Source organism: Bacillus sp. SH5-2 (assembly GCF_008368905.1).
Classification (GTDB): domain Bacteria; phylum Bacillota; class Bacilli; order Bacillales; family Bacillaceae_G; genus Bacillus_A; species Bacillus_A luti.
Window position 1 is genome coordinate 538,172 of the sequence record NZ_QOSD01000020.1, and the last position, 18,923, is coordinate 557,094.

An 18,923-nucleotide genomic window follows, 5' to 3' on the forward strand; every position below is an offset into this window, starting at 1 on the left:
AAAAATATGTAAAAAGGCAATCTACCGAATGGCAGATTGCCTTTTTACAATAGAAGGGGAAGGAAACATGATTATTCATATTTTAGCAGGAGGTCCTGCAGAATATTGTGCAGATTTTTCGCGATATGAAAATGAGCAAGTAGTGTGGGTAGCGGTTGATAGAGGAGTGTATCGTTTATTAAAAAGAGGTATTACTCCTACTGTTGCGTTTGGGGATTACGATTCAGTTACGGAAGAGGAATTAGTATGGATGGGACAGCAAACGAGTGAATTACATATTGTTCCGCGGGAAAAAGATCAAACGGATTTAGAAATTGCAATTAACTGGGCGTTAGAACAGAAACCGGCATTAATTCGTATTTTTGGTGCTACGGGCGGAAGACTTGATCACGGTTTAGCAAATATACAGATGCTTTTAAGAGGGTTAAAAGTAGAGATAGAAATGTGCATTGTAGACAATAAAAATGAAATAAGTGTAAAAAAAGTGGGTACACATATAATTGAAGAAAATAAAAATTTCCCTTACGTATCTTTTGTGCCGGTTACTGAAATAGTGGAAGGGATTACATTACTTGGTTTTAAATATCCTCTAACTAATAAAACAATAGAGTGGGGATCAACACTTTGTATTAGTAATGAACTCGTTGAGGAAAAAGGTACTTTTTCATTTACTTCTGGCATATTAATGGTGATAAGAAGCACTGATTAAAGAAACAATTTTGCTCCTTACATCATATAGTGAACAAGTGGAGTAATGGGGATTAGGAGGGAAACCATGAGATTTTATACAATTAAGTTACCTAAATTTCTTGGTGGAATTGTTCGTGCCATGTTAAATACCTTCAAAAAAGATTGAAAAAAGCACCTATTATCGGTGCTTTTTCCATTGGTATAGTAAAAAAAGAGCCTAGCGGCTCTTTTTTTTATTATTAAACACGTTCGATTTTGCCAGATTTTAATGCTCTAGCAGAAACGTAAACACGTTGAACTTTTCCGTCGATGCGTACGCGAACTTTTTGAAGGTTAGCGCCCCACTTACGTTTTGTAGCGTTCATTGCGTGAGAACGAGAGTTACCAGAACGAGCTTTTCTTCCAGTAATAGCACAAACACGAGCCATTTATATTTCCCTCCCTTGATACCTTACCATACGTAATTTTTCAATGTTAGTCTTTTATGCGATGCTAAAAACACTACTATAATTTAACACAACTAAAAAGAGAATGCAACACTGTAGAAAAAAGAAATCAAGAAAAATTACTTGACACCATATGTCAATGAAGAAAAGTTGAAATCAAGAAAAATTGCTTGACATATTATAGTGATACATGTTGTATAATAACAATGGACTATTTTGCTCATCATAAAACAGTGTAGTTTTCAACATAAAATATGAGAGTGAAAAAGAAAGAACGATGGAATTTTCTTTAAAAAGATTATATGATAGTAACTAAAGTAGTCTAACTCACTTTCACCATTTATGAAGGGGGAAACGAGATGTCAATTGAAATTAAAACGAAGTACGGTCAAATTGATATTAGTACAGATGTAATTGCAACAATTGCTGGAGGTGCCGCGGTAGATTGCTACGGTATTGTAGGCATGGCATCAAAAAATCAGTTAAAAGATGGATTAACAGACATTTTACGAAAAGAAAACTTCACTAGAGGTGTTATTGTTCGTAAAGATGAAGATGAAGTACATATTGATATGTATATTATTGTGAGCTATGGTACGAAAATTTCAGAAGTAGCACATAACGTGCAGACGAAAGTGAAATATACATTAGATCAAACTGTAGGACTAGCAGTAGATTCTGTAAACATCTACGTACAAGGAGTTAAAGTAATAAACTTGTAATGTGCATTAAGGAGGAAAATCTGTGTCAATTCAAAAAATTGATGGAAAACGTTTATCACAAATGATCATTCAAGGAGCGAATAATTTAACAAATAATGTTCAGCTTGTTGATGCATTAAACGTATTTCCAGTTCCAGATGGCGATACCGGTACAAACATGAACTTATCTATGACTTCAGGCGCACGTGAAGTGAAAGCAAATCCTTCACAGCATGCTGGTAAAGTCGGCGTAAGTTTAGCCAAAGGATTATTAATGGGAGCACGTGGTAACTCTGGAGTTATTTTATCTCAGTTGTTCCGTGGTTTCTCTAAATCCATTGAACAGAAAGAAGAGTTAACAACAGTTGATTTTGCTGCAGCTTTAGAAGCTGGAGTAGAGGCAGCTTACAAAGCGGTTATGAAACCGATTGAAGGAACGATTTTAACGGTTGCAAGAGAAACGGGTAAATATGCAGTAACAGTTGCGAAAAAACAGCGCGACTTTGTTTTGTTTATGGAAGACGTTGTGAAAGAAGCGAATGCATCGTTAAATCGTACGCCAGATTTATTACCTGTATTAAAACAAGTTGGCGTTGTAGATAGCGGTGGTAAAGGTCTTGTTGTTGTATACGAAGGATTTTTAGCTGACTTAAAAGGAGAAACGATTTCTTCTGATGCCCCGGCGCAACCATCTATGAATGAAATGGTACGCGCAGAACATCACCGTAGTGTACAAAGCCAATTGAGTACAGAAGATATTAAGTATGGATATTGTACGGAGTTCATGGTGAAATTAGAAGCTGAAAAAGTGAAAGAACATAATTTCTCTGAGCAAAAATTCCGTGAAGATATTAGTGTGTATGGTGATTCTCTACTAGTTGTATCTGATGATGAAATTGTAAAAGTTCATATTCATGCAGAGCATCCTGGAGACGCTATGAACTACGGGCAACGTTACGGTAGTTTAATTAAGATTAAAGTAGAAAATATGCGTGAACAGCATACTGCTTTATTAGATGAACCTACTATGATGCCTGAGCAACCAAGCCAATCGAAAGAGAAGCAACCGTACGGTATTGTAACTGTAGCTATGGGATCTGGTATTAAAACTTTATTTGAGAGCATTGGTGCGACGAAAGTTATCGAAGGTGGCCAAACGATGAATCCAAGTACGGAGGATATCGTGAAGGCGATTGAAGAAGCAAATGCTGAAAAGATTATCATCTTGCCAAATAACGGTAATATCGTGATGGCGGCAGAACAAGCAGCGTCAGTAGTGGATCAAGAAGTTATTGTTATTCGTTCTAAAACAGTTCCTCAAGGTATGGCTGCAATGTTGGCATTTAATCCAGTTGGAACGTTAGAAGAGAATGAAGATAACATGAAAGAAGCTTTATCTCATGTGAAAACAGGTCAAATTACGTATGCTGTTCGCGATACAGAAATTGACGGTGTAGCAATTCAAAAAGATGATTTCATGTGCATTGCAGATGGGAAAATTGTATCTACAAATGCTGAAAAAGTAGGAGCTGCGAAGCAATTACTAGAAGCGCTTATTGATGAGGATTCTGAAATTGTAACAATTCTACAAGGTGAAGATGCGACTGATGAAGAAGTAGCTGAGTTAGTTGAATTTGTAGAAGAGAATTTTGAAGATGCAGAAGTAGAAGTGCATGTTGGGAACCAACCAGTGTACTCTTTCATCTTCTCTGTAGAATAAAAAAAGATTCGTTTTGAAAATAAATGGATTCCTTACTTGCTAATGAGTACGAAGTAGTAATGTGAAGTTTGTTACTAGTTTGTATTCAAAGGGCTAGCATATTGAAGATAAAAAAGAGCCTTGCTGCTAATAGTGAGGCTCTTTTCTTTCGTATTGTTTATGAGGGATTTGAGTAGTTTCTCTTAGAATGCCTATGATAGAATATATAGGGTGAAAGAGAGCGATTACAGATGTTAATGAATACGCAGGTAAAGTGCAACAAAGAAAATAATGTGACGGGGTGTGAGAATTTTGAATGAAGGTGTACAAGTTCCTGTTACAGATGTAAAGGGAATCGGTGGAGAAGCATCTGAATTACTGCACGAGATGGGAATTTATACAGTTTCTCATCTATTAGAACATTTTCCGTACCGTTATGAAGACTATGCGATGAAAGATCTTGCTGAAGTAAAGCATGATGAGCGTGTAACAGTTGAGGGGAAAGTTCATAGTGCTCCTTTACTGCAATATTACGGGAAAAAGAAGTCGCGCCTTACAGTTCGTGTCCTTGTCGGTCGTTATTTAATTACTGCTGTATGTTTTAATAGACCGTACTATAAGCAAAAGTTAAAGTTAGATGAGGCAGTAACGATTACTGGTAAATGGGATCAGCATCGTCAAACGATTGCGGTATCAGAGCTTCATTTTGGACCGGTAGTACGTCAACAAGAAGTAGAGCCTGTATACTCAGTAAAAGGGAAACTTACAGTGAAACAGATGCGTCGTTTTATTGCCCAAGCGTTAAAGGAGTATGGAGACTCTATAGTCGAAGTGTTACCTGACGGTTTGCTTAGTCGATATAAATTATTACCACGCTATGAAGCGCTCAGGGCCTTACATTTTCCGGTAGGGCAAGAAGATTTAAAACAAGCACGTCGCCGTTTTGTCTATGAAGAGTTTTTCTTATTTCAATTAAAAATGCAAACGTTACGGAAAATGGAGAGAGAAAATTCGAAAGGGACGAAAAAAGAAATTCCTTCAGCAGAATTACAAGAGTTTATCGACACACTTCCGTTCCCATTAACTGGTGCGCAGCGCCGAGTTGTAGATGAAATTATGAAAGATATGACATCTCCTTATCGAATGAATCGTTTGCTGCAAGGTGATGTAGGTTCAGGTAAAACGGTCGTTGCTGCAATTGGTCTGTATGCAGCGAAATTAGCACATTATCAAGGTGCTTTAATGGTTCCAACAGAAATTTTAGCAGAACAACATTATCAATCGCTCGCGGAGACGTTTTCTCATTTTGGTATGAAGGTTGAATTGTTAACAAGTTCTGTTAAAGGTGTGAGACGTCGAGAGATTTTGGCGAAATTAGAACAAGGAGAAATAGATATCCTTGTTGGAACACATGCTTTAATTCAAGATGAGGTTATTTTTCATAGGTTAGGTCTCGTTATTACTGATGAACAACATCGATTTGGTGTAGCGCAGCGACGGGTTTTACGTGAGAAAGGTGAAAGTCCAGATGTATTATTTATGACAGCGACCCCAATTCCGCGTACGTTAGCAATTACTGCATTTGGAGAGATGGATGTTTCTATAATTGATGAGATGCCGGCGGGTAGAAAGGTAATTGAAACATACTGGGCAAAACATGATATGTTAGATCGAGTTCTCGGTTTTGTGGAGAAAGAGATAAAAAAGGGAAGACAAGCATATGTTATTTGTCCTCTTATTGAAGAGTCTGAGAAACTTGATGTTCAAAATGCTATCGACTTACATAGTATGCTAACTCATCATTATCAAGGAAAATGTCAAGTTGGGTTAATGCATGGAAGATTATCTTCTCAGGAAAAAGAAGAGATAATGGGACAATTTAGTGAAAATAAAGTGCAAATTCTTGTATCAACAACGGTTGTTGAAGTAGGTGTTAACGTACCGAATGCGACTGTTATGGTTATTTATGACGCAGAGCGTTTCGGTTTATCGCAGCTCCATCAGCTGAGGGGCCGTGTTGGACGTGGTAGTGAACAATCGTATTGTTTATTAATCGCAGATCCGAAATCAGAAACGGGAAAAGAAAGAATGCGTATTATGACTGAAACGAATGATGGATTTGTATTGTCGGAAAAAGATTTAGAATTACGAGGTCCAGGGGATTTCTTCGGAAGTAAGCAAAGTGGTTTACCAGAATTTAAGGTTGCTGATATGGTACATGATTATCGGGCGTTAGAAACAGCAAGACAAGATGCGGCGATACTAGTAGATTCGGAAGCGTTTTGGCACAACGATCAGTACGCTGCCTTGCGCACGTATCTTGATGGGACAGGTGTGTTCCAGGGAGAGAAGCTCGATTAAAGGGAGTCAACAAAAATTTTTGTTGCATTCTACTTTTAATGATTATATACTACTGTTAGTACCTAGTCATAAAAACGGATGGTGCGGTATGAAAAAAAGAAGAAGTAAAAAAGAAAGACAAGAATTATTACAACAAACAATCGAAACGAATCCTTTTATAACGGATGAAGATTTAGCTGAAAAATTTCAGGTTAGTATACAAACGGTTCGTCTGGATCGAATGGAATTATCTATTCCTGAATTAAGAGAGAGAATTAAGCATGTAGCTACAAAGCAACATGAAGAAGATGTGAAATCTTTACCGTTAGAAGAGGTTGTCGGCGAAATTATCGATATAGAATTAGATAGACACGCAATTTCTATCTTTGAAGTTAAGGTAGAGCATGTATTTAAAAGAAATCAAATTGCCCGTGGGCATCATTTGTTTGCACAAGCAAACTCACTAGCTGTTGCGGTTATTGATGAAGAATTAGCTTTAACTGCAAAGTCTACCATTCGATACATTCGTCCTGTAAAATTAGGAGAGCGTGTTGTTGCAAAAGCGCGCGTTGAAGATGTAGAGAATGATAAAGGACGGACGGTTGTCAAAGTGCGCAGCTTTGTTGGAGAAGAACTTGTTTTTACAGGCACTTTTGAAATGTATCGATCTAGTAATTATAGTGAGGAAGGTAACAACTTATGAAAATCGCAATAGATGCAATGGGCGGCGATCATGCTCCGAAGGCTGTCGTATTAGGGGCAATGAAAGCTATTAAGGAATATCCAGATTTACATATTACGTTAGTAGGAAAAGAGGGAGAAATTCGTCAACACTTAACGAGTGAAGAGCGAATTACAATTCTTCATACAGACGAAAAAATCGAATCGACAGATGAACCAGTAAGAGCGGTTCGTCGAAAAAAACAAGCTTCAATGGTACTTGCAGCAGAGCAAGTGAAAAATGGTGAAGCAGATGCTTGTATATCAGCAGGTAGTACAGGAGCTTTAATGGCGGCTGGGCTATTTGTTGTTGGTCGTATGGAAGGGATTGAACGACCAGCATTATCACCAACAATGCCAACTGTTGATGGTGAAGGTTTTGTTATGCTAGATGTTGGAGCGAATGTTGATGCAAAACCAATTCATCTATATCAGTACGCGGTAATGGGATCTGTTTACGCTGAGAAAGTAAGAGGAATTAAAAATCCTCGTGTTGGACTTTTAAACGTTGGAACAGAGGATGGAAAAGGTAACGAGCTTTCTAAACAAGTCTTTGCAATGCTTAAAGACGCACCGATTAATTTCGTTGGGAACGTAGAATCAAGAGATTTATTGCAAGGTGTAGCAGATGTTGTTGTGTGCGATGGTTTTACAGGTAATGTAGCACTGAAGTCACTAGAAGGAACAGCTCTTGCATTATTCTCTATGTTAAAAGAGCAATTAATGAGTTCGTTTACAAGTAAATTAGCAGCAGCGGTATTAAAACCAAAACTTATGGTATTAAAAGATAAAATGGATTATTCGGAGTATGGCGGAGCAGCGTTGTTTGGATTGAAAGCTCCTGTCATTAAGGCTCATGGTTCTTCTAATGACCAATCGATATTCAGTGCGATTCGTCAAACGAGAGAAATGGTAGCGAAAGAAGTTATTCCTACAATTTCAAGTGTAATGGAGAAAGAGCCACTCCAATAAGAGGAGGATTTGAAATGGGAAAACTAGCATTTCTTTTTCCGGGCCAAGGTTCACAGGCAGTTGGAATGGGTAGACAGTTAGCGGATAATAATAAAGAGGTTGCGAAAGTTTTTGAAAAAGCAGATGAGGTGTTACAGGATTCACTTTCAGAAGTGATTTTTGAAGGACCACAGGAAAAGCTAACATTAACGACAAATGCGCAGCCGGCATTATTAACAACGAGTTATGCAATTTTGACAGCTTTGAAAGAGTACGGTATTACACCTGATTTTGTAGCAGGACACAGTTTAGGTGAATATAGCGCTTTTGTGGCAGCTGGTGCATTAACTTTTGAAGATGCTGTATATGCTGTAAGAAAACGCGGGGAATATATGGAAGAGGCTGTTCCAGGCGGGGAAGGTGCAATGGCAGCTATTTTAGGTGCTGACCCAGATATGTTGAAACGAGTTACGGAAGAAGTAACAAGTGAAGGATATGCTGTGCAAATCGCTAATATGAATAGCACGAAGCAAATTGTGATTTCTGGAACGAAGCAAGGAGTAGAGATTGCATCTCAAAGAGCGAAAGAAAATGGCGCGAAGAGAGCGATTCCGCTTAAAGTAAGTGGACCGTTCCACTCTTCACTTATGAAGCCGGCAGCTGAGAAATTCCAAAGTGTTTTAAATGAAATTACAATTCGAGATACGAATATTCCAGTTATCGCGAATGTTACAGCGGACATTATTACACGTGGTGCAGATATTCAAGAAAAGCTAATCGAGCAGCTTTATTCGCCTGTATTATGGTATCCATCTGTGGAATATATGGTGAATCAAGGGGTAGATACATTTATTGAAATTGGACCTGGGAAAGTGCTTGCTGGACTTATGAAGTCGATTGATTCATCAGTGAAAGCATATGCGATATACGATGAAGAGACATTAAAAGATACCATTTCAAATTTGAGAGGAGAAAACTGATGTTAAAAGGAAAAGTAGCATTAGTAACCGGTGCTTCACGCGGGATTGGTCGTGCGATTGCGATTGATTTAGCAAAACAAGGGGCGAATGTTGTAGTAAATTATGCAGGTAATGAGCAAAAGGCGAATGAAGTAGTCGATGAAATAAAGAAATTAGGTTCGGATGCAATTGCGGTAAGAGCAGATGTTGCAAATGCAGAAGACGTTACGAATATGGTAAAACAAACTGTAGATACATTTGGACAAGTTGATATTCTTGTAAATAATGCAGGTGTAACGAAAGATAATTTATTAATGCGTATGAAAGAAGAAGAATGGGATACAGTTATTAATACAAACTTAAAAGGTGTATTTTTATGTACGAAGGCAGTATCTCGATATATGATGCGTCAACGTCATGGACGTATTATTAATATCGCTTCTGTTGTTGGTGTAACAGGGAATCCGGGACAAGCAAACTATGTTGCTGCTAAAGCAGGTGTAATTGGATTAACAAAAACATCAGCAAAAGAGTTAGCTAGTCGAAATATTACAGTAAATGCAATTGCTCCTGGGTTTATTGCGACTGATATGACGGATGTACTGGATGAAAATATAAAAGCCGAAATGTTAAAATTAATTCCTGCAGCTCAGTTTGGTGAAGCGCAAGATATCGCCAATGCTGTCACATTTTTCGCTTCTGATCAAAGTAAATATGTGACAGGTCAAACGTTAAATGTTGATGGCGGAATGGTAATGTAATAAAAGAAACGATTTCAACTAGTTTTTTTTGCTAATATTTAATATAATATTTGAGGGGAGGTGAATGGAATGGCAGATGTTTTAGAGCGTGTAACAAAAATCATCGTTGATCGTTTAGGTGTAGAAGAAACTGAAGTAGTACCAGCTGCGAGCTTTAAAGAAGATTTAGGCGCAGACTCCCTAGATGTAGTAGAACTTGTAATGCAATTGGAAGATGAATTCGAAATGGAAATTTCTGATGAAGATGCTGAAAAGATTGCTACTGTTGGCGATGCTGTGACTTACATAGAGAGTCATCTATAATGCTTAAGTGAAGTCCCGTTTTTTAGCGGGGCTTCTCGGCTTATATCTGGAGGGACCTATGCCGTACCGAAAACATAGAGAAAAAAAATACGAAACAAAATATCGTGAAGCGTTTAAAGTATTTCAAAAAGAGATAGGTATTACGTTTACAGATGAAAAATTATTGATTCAAGCATTTACGCATTCATCGTATGTGAATGAGCATCGAAAAAAACCGCATGAGGACAATGAGCGTCTAGAGTTTCTTGGTGATGCTGTATTGGAACTCACTGTATCACAGTATCTGTTTCAAAAATATCCGACAATGAGCGAAGGAGAGTTAACAAAACTACGTGCAGCTATTGTATGTGAACCATCTCTTGTTCGTTTTGCGAACGAGTTGTCATTTGGTAGCCTTGTTTTATTAGGAAAAGGTGAGGAAATGACGGGTGGACGTGAACGACCAGCTTTATTAGCGGATGTCTTTGAAGCGTTTATTGGAGCCCTTTACCTTGATCAAGGGCTAGAAACAGTTTGGGGATTCTTAAAAGAAGTTGTATATCCGAAAATTAATGAAGGTGCTTTTTCTCATGTGATGGATTATAAGAGTCAATTACAAGAATTGATTCAGCGTGATGGTAGTGGCAATATTGAATATCAAATTCTGCAAGAAAAAGGACCGGCTCACAATCGAGAATTTGTGTCACGTGTTACGTTAAATAACGTGGCATTAGGTCTTGGTAGTGGGAAGTCGAAAAAAGAAGCAGAGCAACAAGCTGCTGCAGAAGCGTTGAAAAAATTAAAAGAACAACTATAAGGAATCCCCCTTTGAATGAGGGGGATTCCTTATGCATAGAATGAAACTTTCTTTTTGTTTGTAAATAAAAGGGAGGGAAATCCGTATAATGGCCCGTTTGCATGCAGACGGCATTTATAACAACGGAGAATAGGAGGAAGGCCTTTCGTGTTTTTAAAAAGATTAGAAATAGCAGGGTTTAAATCTTTTGCTGAGCGTGTATCTGTTGATTTTGTTCCAGGTGTAACTTCTGTAGTAGGACCTAATGGAAGTGGGAAAAGTAATATTACGGACGCAATTCGCTGGGTACTTGGTGAACAATCTGCAAAATCATTACGTGGTGCAAAGATGGAGGATATTATTTTTGCGGGCAGTGATACGAGAAGAGCAGTTAATGTTGCTGAAGTAACAATAACTTTAAATAATGAAGATCAACGTTTGCCGATTGAATATAATGAGGTGTGTGTAACGCGCCGTGTATCTCGTTCGGGTGATAGTGATTTTTATATTAATAAACAATCATGTAGATTAAAAGATATTATCGATCTATTTATGGACTCTGGTATGGGAAGAGAAGCTTTTTCGATTATTAGCCAGGGGAAAGTTGAAGAGATTTTAAGTAGTAAATCAGAAGAGCGTCGTGGTGTATTTGAGGAAGCTGCGGGTGTGCTGAAATACAAACTTCGTAAAAAGAAAGCTGAAGGAAAATTAGCGGACACACAAGAAAACTTAAATCGTGTACAAGATATAATTCACGAATTAAGTAGTCAAGTAGAACCTTTAGAAAGACAAGCCTCTATTGCGAAAGATTATCTCGAGAAAAAAGAAGAATTAGAGAAAGTAGAAGCAGCGCTTATTGTACATGAAATTGAAGAATTACATGAGAAATGGGAAGCGCTTCGAAATCAGTTTGGGCATAATAAAAACGAAGAAGCTAAAATGTCAACGAATTTACAAAAAGGCGAAGAAGAGCTTGAGGAATTACGAGGACAATTACAGGCGGTAGATGAGTCTGTAGATTCTTTACAAGAGGTACTGCTTCTTTCTAGTAAAGAGCTAGAAAAACTAGAAGGACAGCGTGAGTTATTAAAAGAGAGAAAGCAAAATGCAACGACACATTGTGCACAACTCGAACAGTTAATTGTTGAATTAACAGAAAAAGCTAAAAGTTATGATGGTGAAATTGAATCGAGTACAGAAGTGTTGATGCAATTTGTAGATCAAGTAAAAGAGTTAGAGAAAAAATTGCATGATAATGAGCTATTGCTTGCAACTTTCGCTGACAATTTAGAGGAACAAATTGAGAATTTAAAAGGTGATTATATTGAACTTTTAAATCAACAAGCTAGTCATCGTAATGAGTTATCTATGATTGAAGAACAATCTAAACAGCAAAGTTCTAAAAATGAACGTCTTGATGAAGAAAACGCGAAATATGTAGAGATGCGTATGGAAATTACAGCGAAAAAGACGAAACTTGTAGAAAATTACGAACAAGTGAAAGAAAAAGTAGCTAGTATTCTTTCGAACATACAGAAGACGGAAACGGCGCTAGGGAAATGTAAGGCGCAGTATAGTGAGAATGAAACGAAACTATATCAAGCGTATCAATTTGTACAACAGGCACGTTCTCGAAAAGAAATGTTAGAAGAGATGCAAGAAGATTACTCTGGTTTTTATCAAGGGGTACGTGAAGTATTAAAAGCTAGAGAAAATAGATTGCAAGGTGTCGAGGGAGCTGTTGCAGAACTTCTGACTGTACCGAAAGAATATGAAATCGCAATGGAAATCGCTTTAGGTGCAGCTATGCAACATATCGTAGTGCAAACCGAAGAACATGCTCGTAATGCGATTTCGTTTTTAAAGCAAAATAAACATGGACGAGCAACGTTTTTACCACAATCTGTTATTAAGAGTAGATCGTTATCATTTGAGCAATTACGTATCGTAAATCAACACCCATCGTTTGTTGGTGTGGCGGCAGAACTTGTTCAGTACAACAATAAATATGAAAATGTAGTTTCGAATTTATTAGGTACGGTTATCGTTGCGAAAGATTTACGCGGAGCAAATGAGTTAGCGAAACAACTACAATACCGTTATCGCATTGTAACGATCGAAGGTGATGTAGTGAACCCTGGCGGTTCTATGACGGGTGGAGCGGTAAAACAAGCGAAATCTTCTTTATTAGGGCGCCAACGTGAACTGGAAGAGTGGACTAACAAGTTAACTGATATGGAAGAAAAAACAACGAAGTTAGAAAACTTTGTTAAAGCAGTAAAACAAGAAATTCAAGAAAAAGAAGTAAAAATACGCGAACTAAGACAAGGTGTAGAAGCAGAGCGTGTAGATGAGCAGAAATTAAGAGAAGAAATTAATCGTTTAGAATTAGAAGAACATCGTATTAACGATCGCTTATCTATTTATGATTTAGAGATTGAAGGATTCTTACAAGATCGAGTGAAAATGCAAGGGCGTAAAGAGGAGTTAGAAGGGATTTTAACGAATCTTCAAGCTGATATTACTGAGTTAGATAGTAAAATTGCCGCTTTAACAAAACAAAAAACTGAGCAACATTCTTCGAAAGAAAAAGTTCAAAAAGAAATGACTGAGTTAAAAGTGCTAGCGGCTGAAAAGCAACAGCGTTTATCTAATCAAAAAGAAAAAGTGGAACGATTGACGAAGGAAAAAGACGAAACGGATGCAACGCTTGTTAAAACGAAAGAGGATTTAGCATTCTTAAAACAAGAAATGACGTCTAATTCAAGTGGTGAAGAACAAATCACGAATATGATTGAGAAGAAAGCATATGATCGTAATCAAACTTCAGAGTTAATACGTTCTCGTCGTGAACAACGCGTATCGTTACAAGAAAGAGCTGAACATTTAGAGCGTAGTCTGAAAGAAACGACGGGTAAACATAAATATATTCTTGAAATGTTGAAAGATCAAGAAGTGAAAATAAATCGACTTGATGTAGAGCTAGAAAATAGATTGCAACATTTACGTGAAACATATACGATTTCGTTTGAAGCGGCAAAACTGAAGTATACAATGATAATGCCTGCCGAGGATGCACGTAAAAAGGTGAAGCTAATTAAACTATCCATCGAAGAGCTAGGCACAGTAAACTTAGGAGCAATTGATGAGTATGAGCGTGTAGCAGAGCGTCATACATTCTTATTAGAGCAAAAAGATGATCTAGAAGAAGCGAAAACGACATTGCACCAACTTATTACTGAAATGGATGAAGAAATGAAAAAACGCTTTTCTACTACGTTTGAAGGAATTCGAATGGAGTTTCAATCGGTATTCTCTGAATTATTTGGTGGCGGTAGAGCGGATTTAGTTATGACGAATCCAGAGGACTTATTAAATACGGGTATTGATATTGTAGCGCAACCGCCAGGGAAGAAACTGCAGAACTTAGGTTTACTTTCAGGTGGAGAGCGTGCTTTAACAGCAATTGCGCTTTTATTTGGTATTTTAAAAGTGCGCCCAGTACCATTCTGTGTACTAGATGAGGTAGAGGCGGCTCTAGATGAGGCGAATGTTGCCCGCTTTGCACAGTATTTAAAGAAGTTTAGTGATGAGACGCAGTTTATTGTAATCACACATAGAAAAGGTACAATGGAAGAGTCTGACGTATTGTATGGTGTAACGATGCAAGAATCAGGGGTATCTAAACTTGTTTCGGTTCGCTTAGATGATGGAGAAGAACTAGTGGCAAGTAAATAGGAAGGATGGGAAGTATGAGCTTTTTTAAAAAATTAAAAGAAAAAATTTCTAAACAAACAGATACGGTAACAGAGAAGTTTAAACAAGGATTAGAAAAAACAAGAAATTCATTTGCCGATAAAGTGAATGATTTAGTGTATCGTTATCGCAAAATAGACGAAGATTTCTTTGAGGAATTAGAAGAAATCTTAATTAGTGCAGATGTCGGAGTTTCGACAGTAATGGAATTAATTGATCAGTTGAAAGAAGAAGTACAACGTCGTAACATTCAAGATCCGAAAGAAGTACAAGCTGTTATTTCAGAAAAGTTAGTAGGAATTTATAAAGGTGACAGCGATTTTATTAATGAAGTTAACATACAAGAAGATCAATTAACAGTTGTTTTATTTGTAGGTGTTAACGGTGTAGGGAAAACAACGACAATTGGTAAGTTAGCTCATAAATTTAAATCAGAAGGAAAGTCTGTCTTATTAGCGGCAGGAGACACATTCCGTGCTGGAGCGATTGAACAATTAGAAGTATGGGGCGATCGCGTTGGTGTAGAAGTGATTAAACAAGGATCAGGGTCTGATCCAGCAGCAGTTATGTATGATGCTGTACAAGCTGCGAAAGCGCGTAAAGTAGACGTATTACTATGTGATACAGCAGGACGCTTACAAAATAAAGTGAACTTAATGAAAGAGTTAGAGAAAGTAAAGCGTGTAATTGAGCGCGAAGTACCAGGAGCTCCTCATGAAGTATTACTTGTTATTGATGCAACAACAGGACAAAACGGTTTAAGTCAAGCGAAAACATTCCGTGAAGCAACGAATGTTACTGGTATTGTTTTAACGAAGTTAGATGGAACTGCTAAAGGTGGTATTGTATTAGCGATTCGTAATGAAATGGATGTACCGGTGAAATTCGTTGGACTAGGAGAGCAAATGGATGACTTGCAACAGTTCGACCCAGAACAATATGTGTATGGTTTATTTGCGAACTTAGTAGAAACAGAAGAAGTATAAGCGAAAGAAGCGGTATTTTCCGCTTCTTTTTCTATAAAAAAATGTGATGTTAAGAAAAAAACTTGACACTCTTTTGTACTCCATGTAAACTAATTCATGTAAAGGGAAATCACTTAACAAAGGATGATCCAACATGCTCGAAAAAACAACGAGAATGAACTATTTATTTGATTTTTATCAATCGTTGTTAACGCAAAAACAAAGAAGTTATATGTCGCTTTATTATCTAGATGATTTATCTCTTGGTGAAATTGCGGAAGAATTTGATGTAAGTCGCCAAGCCGTGTATGATAACATTAAACGGACTGAAGCGATGCTTGAAGAATATGAAGAAAAATTAGTATTACTTCAAAAGTTTCAAGAGCGACAGCGACTTGTTGCAAAGCTAAAACAGCTAATCAGCGAAGAAGAGCATGTGAATGAAGAAATGAAACAAGTTGTTGAAGCTATCGAAAAATTAGATTAGGAGGGCGGCAATATGGCATTTGAAGGATTAGCCGACCGACTTCAACAGACAATGCAAAAAATCCGCGGCAAAGGAAAAGTTTCTGAAGCCGATGTGAAAGAAATGATGAGAGAAGTTCGTCTAGCTCTTTTAGAAGCGGACGTTAACTTTAAAGTAGTAAAAGATTTTGTAAAGCGTGTGTCTGAACGTGCTGTCGGACAAGATGTAATGAAAAGTTTGACACCTGGACAACAAGTAATTAAAGTCGTACAGGAAGAACTTACAGAACTTATGGGCGGAGAGCAAAGCAAAATTGCTGTTGCTAATAAGCCACCGACTGTTATAATGATGGTTGGTCTGCAAGGTGCGGGTAAAACAACGACAACAGGTAAGCTTGCGAATTTGCTTCGTAAAAAGCATAATCGTAAACCGATGCTTGTTGCAGCGGATATTTACCGTCCAGCAGCTATTAAACAGCTTGAAACATTAGGGAAGCAATTGGACATGCCTGTATTCTCTTTAGGAGATCAAGTAAGTCCTGTTGAAATTGCGAAACAAGCGATTGCAAAAGCAAAAGAAGATCATCACGATTATGTTTTAATCGATACAGCAGGTCGCCTGCATATTGATGAAGAACTAATGGATGAATTAGCGAAAGTGAAAGAAGTTGCGAAACCGGATGAAATTTTCCTTGTTGTCGATGCGATGACGGGACAAGACGCAGTAAACGTTGCACAAAGTTTCCATGAACAGTTAGGTTTAACAGGTGTTGTATTAACGAAATTAGATGGTGATACGCGCGGTGGTGCTGCATTATCTATTAAAGCTGTAACAAACACACCAATTAAATTTGCTGGTATGGGTGAAAAACTAGATGCGATTGAAGCGTTCCATCCAGAACGTATGGCATCCCGTATTTTAGGGATGGGAGACGTCTTAACATTAATTGAAAAAGCGCAAGCTACAGTTGATGAAGAGAAAGCAAAAGAACTTGAGCAAAAAATGCGTACGCTTTCGTTTACGCTTGACGATTTCCTAGAACAACTTGGACAAGTGCGTCAACTTGGACCGCTTGACGAATTGTTAGGAATGCTTCCTGGTGCAAATAAAATTAAAGGGCTGAAAAATGCGCAAGTTGATGAAAAGCAAATTGGGCATATTGAAGCAATTATTCGTTCTATGACTAAATTAGAGCGAGAACAACCGGAAATAATCAATGCTAGTCGTAAAAAACGCATTGCCAAAGGTAGCGGTACAACGGTACAAGAAATCAATCGTTTAATCAAGCAATTTGATGATATGAAAAAGATGATGAAAACGATGACTGGAATGCAAAAAGGTAAGAAAAAAGGACTAGGTGGATTGAAGTTTCCATTCATGTAAGGAAAAAAGATGGCTCTGTTAAGAAAAAATACTTTACAAAGCAATAGTCTTTTTGCTAATATAATTATCTGTGTGAAATAAATTCGGAGGTGCTTTATAAATGGCAGTTAAAATTCGTTTAAAACGTATGGGAGCTAAAAAAACTCCTTTCTATCGTGTAGTTGTTGCAGATTCTCGTTCTCCTCGTGACGGACGTTTCATTGAGGAAATCGGTACTTACAATCCGGTTGCTCAACCAGCTGAAGTTAAGATCAACGAAGAAGCAGCATTAAAATGGTTAGGAAATGGTGCTAAACCATCTGATACAGTTCGTAACTTATTCTCTAACCAAGGTATCATGGAGAAATTCCACTTATCTAAACAAGGTAAGTAATTGAGGCAATGACTATGAAGAAGTTAGTCGAGACGATTGTCAAGCCTCTTGTCGATCATCCTGAAGATGTAAAAGTTACACAGGAACTTTGCAACGGAGAGATAAAGTATCGATTAACTGTACATCCTGAGGATGTTGGAAAAGTCATTGGAAAGCAAGGGCGAGTTGCGAAAGCGATTCGAATGCTCTTGTATTCAGTGGGACATCATAATGATGAAAAAGTAACACTGGAAATTCAATAAACGTAAAAAGGGCGAGGAGTTATTCCTCTCCCTTTTTTAACATTTAAAGAGAGATTGCATGTTCCATATGTGAAATGGAGATGCTTAATTTATATAGAAACCAGGGGTGACATACTATTTATGACAAAATGGTTTAACGTAGGGAAAATTGTAAATACGCATGGCGTAAGAGGAGAAATCCGAGTTATTTCTCGTACTGATTTTCCGGAAGAGCGATATAAAGTAGGAAACACGTTATACATATCGAATGAAAAAGGTACAGACTATCTTCCGGTAAAGGTAACTTCTCATCGTCAACATAAGACATTTGATTTATTAACACTTGAAGGATACAACAATGTAGATGAAGTTGAGAAGCTTAAAGGTTCTTTAATAAAAGTACCAGAAGAGCAGTTAGGCGAATTAGCTGAAGGTGAATACTACTACCATGAAATTATCGGTTGCAGTGTTGTGACAGAAGAAGGAGAAGCGCTAGGGACAATCAAAGAGATTCTATCTCCTGGTGCAAATGATGTTTGGGTAATTAAACGTCCAAAGGGTCAAGACCTTTTAATTCCTTATATCGATGACGTTGTACTTCAAGTTAATATCGAAAATAAATTAGTAACCATTCATGTAATGGAAGGATTGCTATAATGAAAATTGATATTTTAACGTTGTTTCCAGATATGTTTACGGGTGTGTTTGGATCTTCAATTTTAAAGAAAGCACAAGAAAAAGAAGCTGTAGAGCTTCGTGTTGTCAATTTCCGTGATTATACAACTAGTAAGCATAATAGTGTAGATGACTATCCGTATGGTGGAGGCGCTGGGATGGTGTTAACTCCGCAACCTATCTTTGATGCGGTGGAAGATTTAACGAAAGAAACAGAGCGTAAGCCGAGAGTTGTCTTAATGTGTCCGCAAGGAGAAAGATTTACTCAGAAGAAAGCGGAAGAGCTTGCAGAAGAAGAACATCTAATCTTTGTATGTGGGCATTATGAAGGATATGACGAACGAATTCGTGAACATCTCGTAACAGATGAAATTTCTATTGGTGATTATGTATTAACTGGCGGAGAATTGGCCTCAATGGTTATTACTGATAGTGTCGTACGTCTATTGCCAGGAGTACTAGGAAACCATGCCTCGCAAGTGGAGGATTCGTTTAGTACAGGTTTGTTAGAACATCCGCACTATACACGTCCAGCTGATTTTCGTGGGATGAAGGTGCCGGATGTACTAATGTCAGGAAATCATAAAAATATTGATGAATGGCGCCATAAAGAGTCCTTGCGTCGCACGTATACACGTAGGCCGGACTTACTGGAAGAACGAGAATTATCTAAACAAGAAGAGAAATGGCTAGAACAAATTAAAGAAGGCCGATAAGGGCTTGATATATTTTCTATTGC

Annotated in this window: 20 protein-coding genes; 19 read left to right on the forward strand and 1 reads right to left on the reverse strand. The window is 37.6% G+C overall.

The window, feature by feature from the left end; genetic code table 11:
• Positions 1-28 precede the first annotated feature (28 nt).
• On the forward strand, positions 29-709 hold the full coding sequence (locus tag DN410_RS18050) for a thiamine diphosphokinase (protein ID WP_149177499.1): 681 nt from the start codon (positions 29-31) through the stop codon (positions 707-709).
• A gap of 66 nt (positions 710-775) precedes the next feature.
• Positions 776-856, forward strand: a complete 81-nt coding sequence (gene spoVM / locus DN410_RS18055; protein WP_001213599.1) for a stage V sporulation protein SpoVM — start codon at positions 776-778, stop codon at positions 854-856.
• Positions 857-929: 73 nt separating this feature from the next.
• On the opposite strand, the gene rpmB is transcribed toward spoVM, so the two are convergent.
• Complete coding sequence (gene rpmB, locus DN410_RS18060) at positions 930-1,118, reverse strand: 50S ribosomal protein L28 (protein ID WP_000124776.1); 189 nt, start codon at positions 1,116-1,118, stop codon at positions 930-932.
• 377 nt (positions 1,119-1,495) lie between these two features.
• Between rpmB and DN410_RS18065 the strand changes: the two genes are divergently transcribed.
• The 17 genes from DN410_RS18065 (at position 1,496) to trmD (ending at position 18,900) form a co-directional block, all read left to right on the forward strand.
• Entirely contained in the window at positions 1,496-1,858 is a 363-nt protein-coding gene (locus DN410_RS18065; protein ID WP_000021109.1) for an Asp23/Gls24 family envelope stress response protein, read from the forward strand.
• A gap of 22 nt (positions 1,859-1,880) precedes the next feature.
• A complete protein-coding gene (locus tag DN410_RS18070) occupies positions 1,881-3,557 on the forward strand; it encodes a DAK2 domain-containing protein (RefSeq protein WP_149177500.1) in 1,677 nt (558 codons plus the stop codon).
• 291 nt (positions 3,558-3,848) lie between these two features.
• Positions 3,849-5,897, forward strand: coding sequence for an ATP-dependent DNA helicase RecG (gene recG, locus DN410_RS18075; protein WP_149177501.1), 2,049 nt, complete (start codon positions 3,849-3,851; stop codon positions 5,895-5,897).
• An 88-nt stretch (positions 5,898-5,985) separates the two neighbouring features.
• Positions 5,986-6,579 (forward strand): transcription factor FapR, encoded by a 594-nt coding sequence (gene fapR / locus DN410_RS18080; RefSeq protein ID WP_000747352.1) that lies wholly within the window; start codon positions 5,986-5,988, stop codon positions 6,577-6,579.
• A complete protein-coding gene (gene plsX, locus DN410_RS18085; protein WP_149177502.1) occupies positions 6,576-7,568 on the forward strand; it encodes a phosphate acyltransferase PlsX in 993 nt (330 codons plus the stop codon). The genes fapR and plsX overlap by 4 nt, the downstream gene beginning before the upstream one ends.
• Before the next feature lie 14 nt (positions 7,569-7,582).
• Complete coding sequence (gene fabD / locus DN410_RS18090) at positions 7,583-8,527, forward strand: ACP S-malonyltransferase (protein ID WP_149177503.1); 945 nt, start codon at positions 7,583-7,585, stop codon at positions 8,525-8,527.
• The gene (gene fabG / locus DN410_RS18095) at positions 8,527-9,267 is read left to right on the forward strand and encodes a 3-oxoacyl-[acyl-carrier-protein] reductase (protein ID WP_149177504.1); all 741 of its coding nucleotides are present in this window, start codon (positions 8,527-8,529) and stop codon (positions 9,265-9,267) included. The genes fabD and fabG overlap by 1 nt, the downstream gene beginning before the upstream one ends.
• 69 nt (positions 9,268-9,336) lie before the next feature.
• Positions 9,337-9,570: an acyl carrier protein gene (gene acpP, locus DN410_RS18100; protein WP_000786062.1), complete on the forward strand. Its 234-nt coding sequence runs from the start codon at positions 9,337-9,339 to the stop codon at positions 9,568-9,570.
• Positions 9,571-9,628: 58 nt separating this feature from the next.
• Positions 9,629-10,366 (forward strand): ribonuclease III, encoded by a 738-nt coding sequence (rncS, locus tag DN410_RS18105; RefSeq protein ID WP_149177505.1) that lies wholly within the window; start codon positions 9,629-9,631, stop codon positions 10,364-10,366.
• Positions 10,367-10,513: 147 nt separating this feature from the next.
• Entirely contained in the window at positions 10,514-14,083 is a 3,570-nt protein-coding gene (gene smc, locus DN410_RS18110; protein ID WP_149177506.1) for a chromosome segregation protein SMC, read from the forward strand.
• A gap of 14 nt (positions 14,084-14,097) precedes the next feature.
• Positions 14,098-15,087, forward strand: coding sequence for a signal recognition particle-docking protein FtsY (gene ftsY / locus DN410_RS18115; protein WP_149177507.1), 990 nt, complete (start codon positions 14,098-14,100; stop codon positions 15,085-15,087).
• 133 nt (positions 15,088-15,220) lie between these two features.
• The gene (locus DN410_RS18120) at positions 15,221-15,553 is read left to right on the forward strand and encodes a putative DNA-binding protein (RefSeq protein ID WP_000891062.1); all 333 of its coding nucleotides are present in this window, start codon (positions 15,221-15,223) and stop codon (positions 15,551-15,553) included.
• A gap of 12 nt (positions 15,554-15,565) precedes the next feature.
• Complete coding sequence (gene ffh, locus DN410_RS18125) at positions 15,566-16,915, forward strand: signal recognition particle protein (RefSeq protein ID WP_000863460.1); 1,350 nt, start codon at positions 15,566-15,568, stop codon at positions 16,913-16,915.
• Between the two features lie 100 nt (positions 16,916-17,015).
• Positions 17,016-17,288 (forward strand): 30S ribosomal protein S16, encoded by a 273-nt coding sequence (rpsP, locus tag DN410_RS18130; RefSeq protein WP_000268750.1) that lies wholly within the window; start codon positions 17,016-17,018, stop codon positions 17,286-17,288.
• 14 nt (positions 17,289-17,302) lie between these two features.
• Positions 17,303-17,530, forward strand: coding sequence for a KH domain-containing protein (locus tag DN410_RS18135; protein ID WP_000737393.1), 228 nt, complete (start codon positions 17,303-17,305; stop codon positions 17,528-17,530).
• A 120-nt stretch (positions 17,531-17,650) separates the two neighbouring features.
• Complete coding sequence (rimM, locus tag DN410_RS18140; RefSeq protein ID WP_149177508.1) at positions 17,651-18,166, forward strand: ribosome maturation factor RimM; 516 nt, start codon at positions 17,651-17,653, stop codon at positions 18,164-18,166.
• Positions 18,166-18,900 carry a tRNA (guanosine(37)-N1)-methyltransferase TrmD gene (gene trmD, locus DN410_RS18145; RefSeq protein ID WP_149177509.1) on the forward strand — a complete coding sequence of 245 codons (735 nt, stop codon included), beginning with the start codon at positions 18,166-18,168 and terminating at the stop codon, positions 18,898-18,900. The genes rimM and trmD overlap by 1 nt, the downstream gene beginning before the upstream one ends.
• Positions 18,901-18,923 lie beyond the last annotated feature (23 nt).

Coding starts and splice junctions, on each gene's coding strand:
- DN410_RS18050 (WP_149177499.1), top strand. CDS start 29: ATGGCAGATTGCCTTTTTACAATAGAAGGGGAAGGAAACATGATTATT.
- spoVM (WP_001213599.1), top strand. CDS start 776: ATGAGATTTTATACAATTAAGTTACCTAAATTTCTTGGTGGAATTGTT.
- rpmB (WP_000124776.1), bottom strand. CDS start 1,118: ATGGCTCGTGTTTGTGCTATTACTGGAAGAAAAGCTCGTTCTGGTAAC.
- DN410_RS18065 (WP_000021109.1), top strand. CDS start 1,496: ATGTCAATTGAAATTAAAACGAAGTACGGTCAAATTGATATTAGTACA.
- fapR (WP_000747352.1), top strand. CDS start 5,986: ATGAAAAAAAGAAGAAGTAAAAAAGAAAGACAAGAATTATTACAACAA.
- plsX (WP_149177502.1), top strand. CDS start 6,576: ATGAAAATCGCAATAGATGCAATGGGCGGCGATCATGCTCCGAAGGCT.
- fabD (WP_149177503.1), top strand. CDS start 7,583: ATGGGAAAACTAGCATTTCTTTTTCCGGGCCAAGGTTCACAGGCAGTT.
- fabG (WP_149177504.1), top strand. CDS start 8,527: ATGTTAAAAGGAAAAGTAGCATTAGTAACCGGTGCTTCACGCGGGATT.
- acpP (WP_000786062.1), top strand. CDS start 9,337: ATGGCAGATGTTTTAGAGCGTGTAACAAAAATCATCGTTGATCGTTTA.
- rncS (WP_149177505.1), top strand. CDS start 9,629: ATGCCGTACCGAAAACATAGAGAAAAAAAATACGAAACAAAATATCGT.
- ftsY (WP_149177507.1), top strand. CDS start 14,098: ATGAGCTTTTTTAAAAAATTAAAAGAAAAAATTTCTAAACAAACAGAT.
- DN410_RS18120 (WP_000891062.1), top strand. CDS start 15,221: ATGCTCGAAAAAACAACGAGAATGAACTATTTATTTGATTTTTATCAA.
- ffh (WP_000863460.1), top strand. CDS start 15,566: ATGGCATTTGAAGGATTAGCCGACCGACTTCAACAGACAATGCAAAAA.
- rpsP (WP_000268750.1), top strand. CDS start 17,016: ATGGCAGTTAAAATTCGTTTAAAACGTATGGGAGCTAAAAAAACTCCT.
- DN410_RS18135 (WP_000737393.1), top strand. CDS start 17,303: ATGAAGAAGTTAGTCGAGACGATTGTCAAGCCTCTTGTCGATCATCCT.
- rimM (WP_149177508.1), top strand. CDS start 17,651: ATGACAAAATGGTTTAACGTAGGGAAAATTGTAAATACGCATGGCGTA.
- trmD (WP_149177509.1), top strand. CDS start 18,166: ATGAAAATTGATATTTTAACGTTGTTTCCAGATATGTTTACGGGTGTG.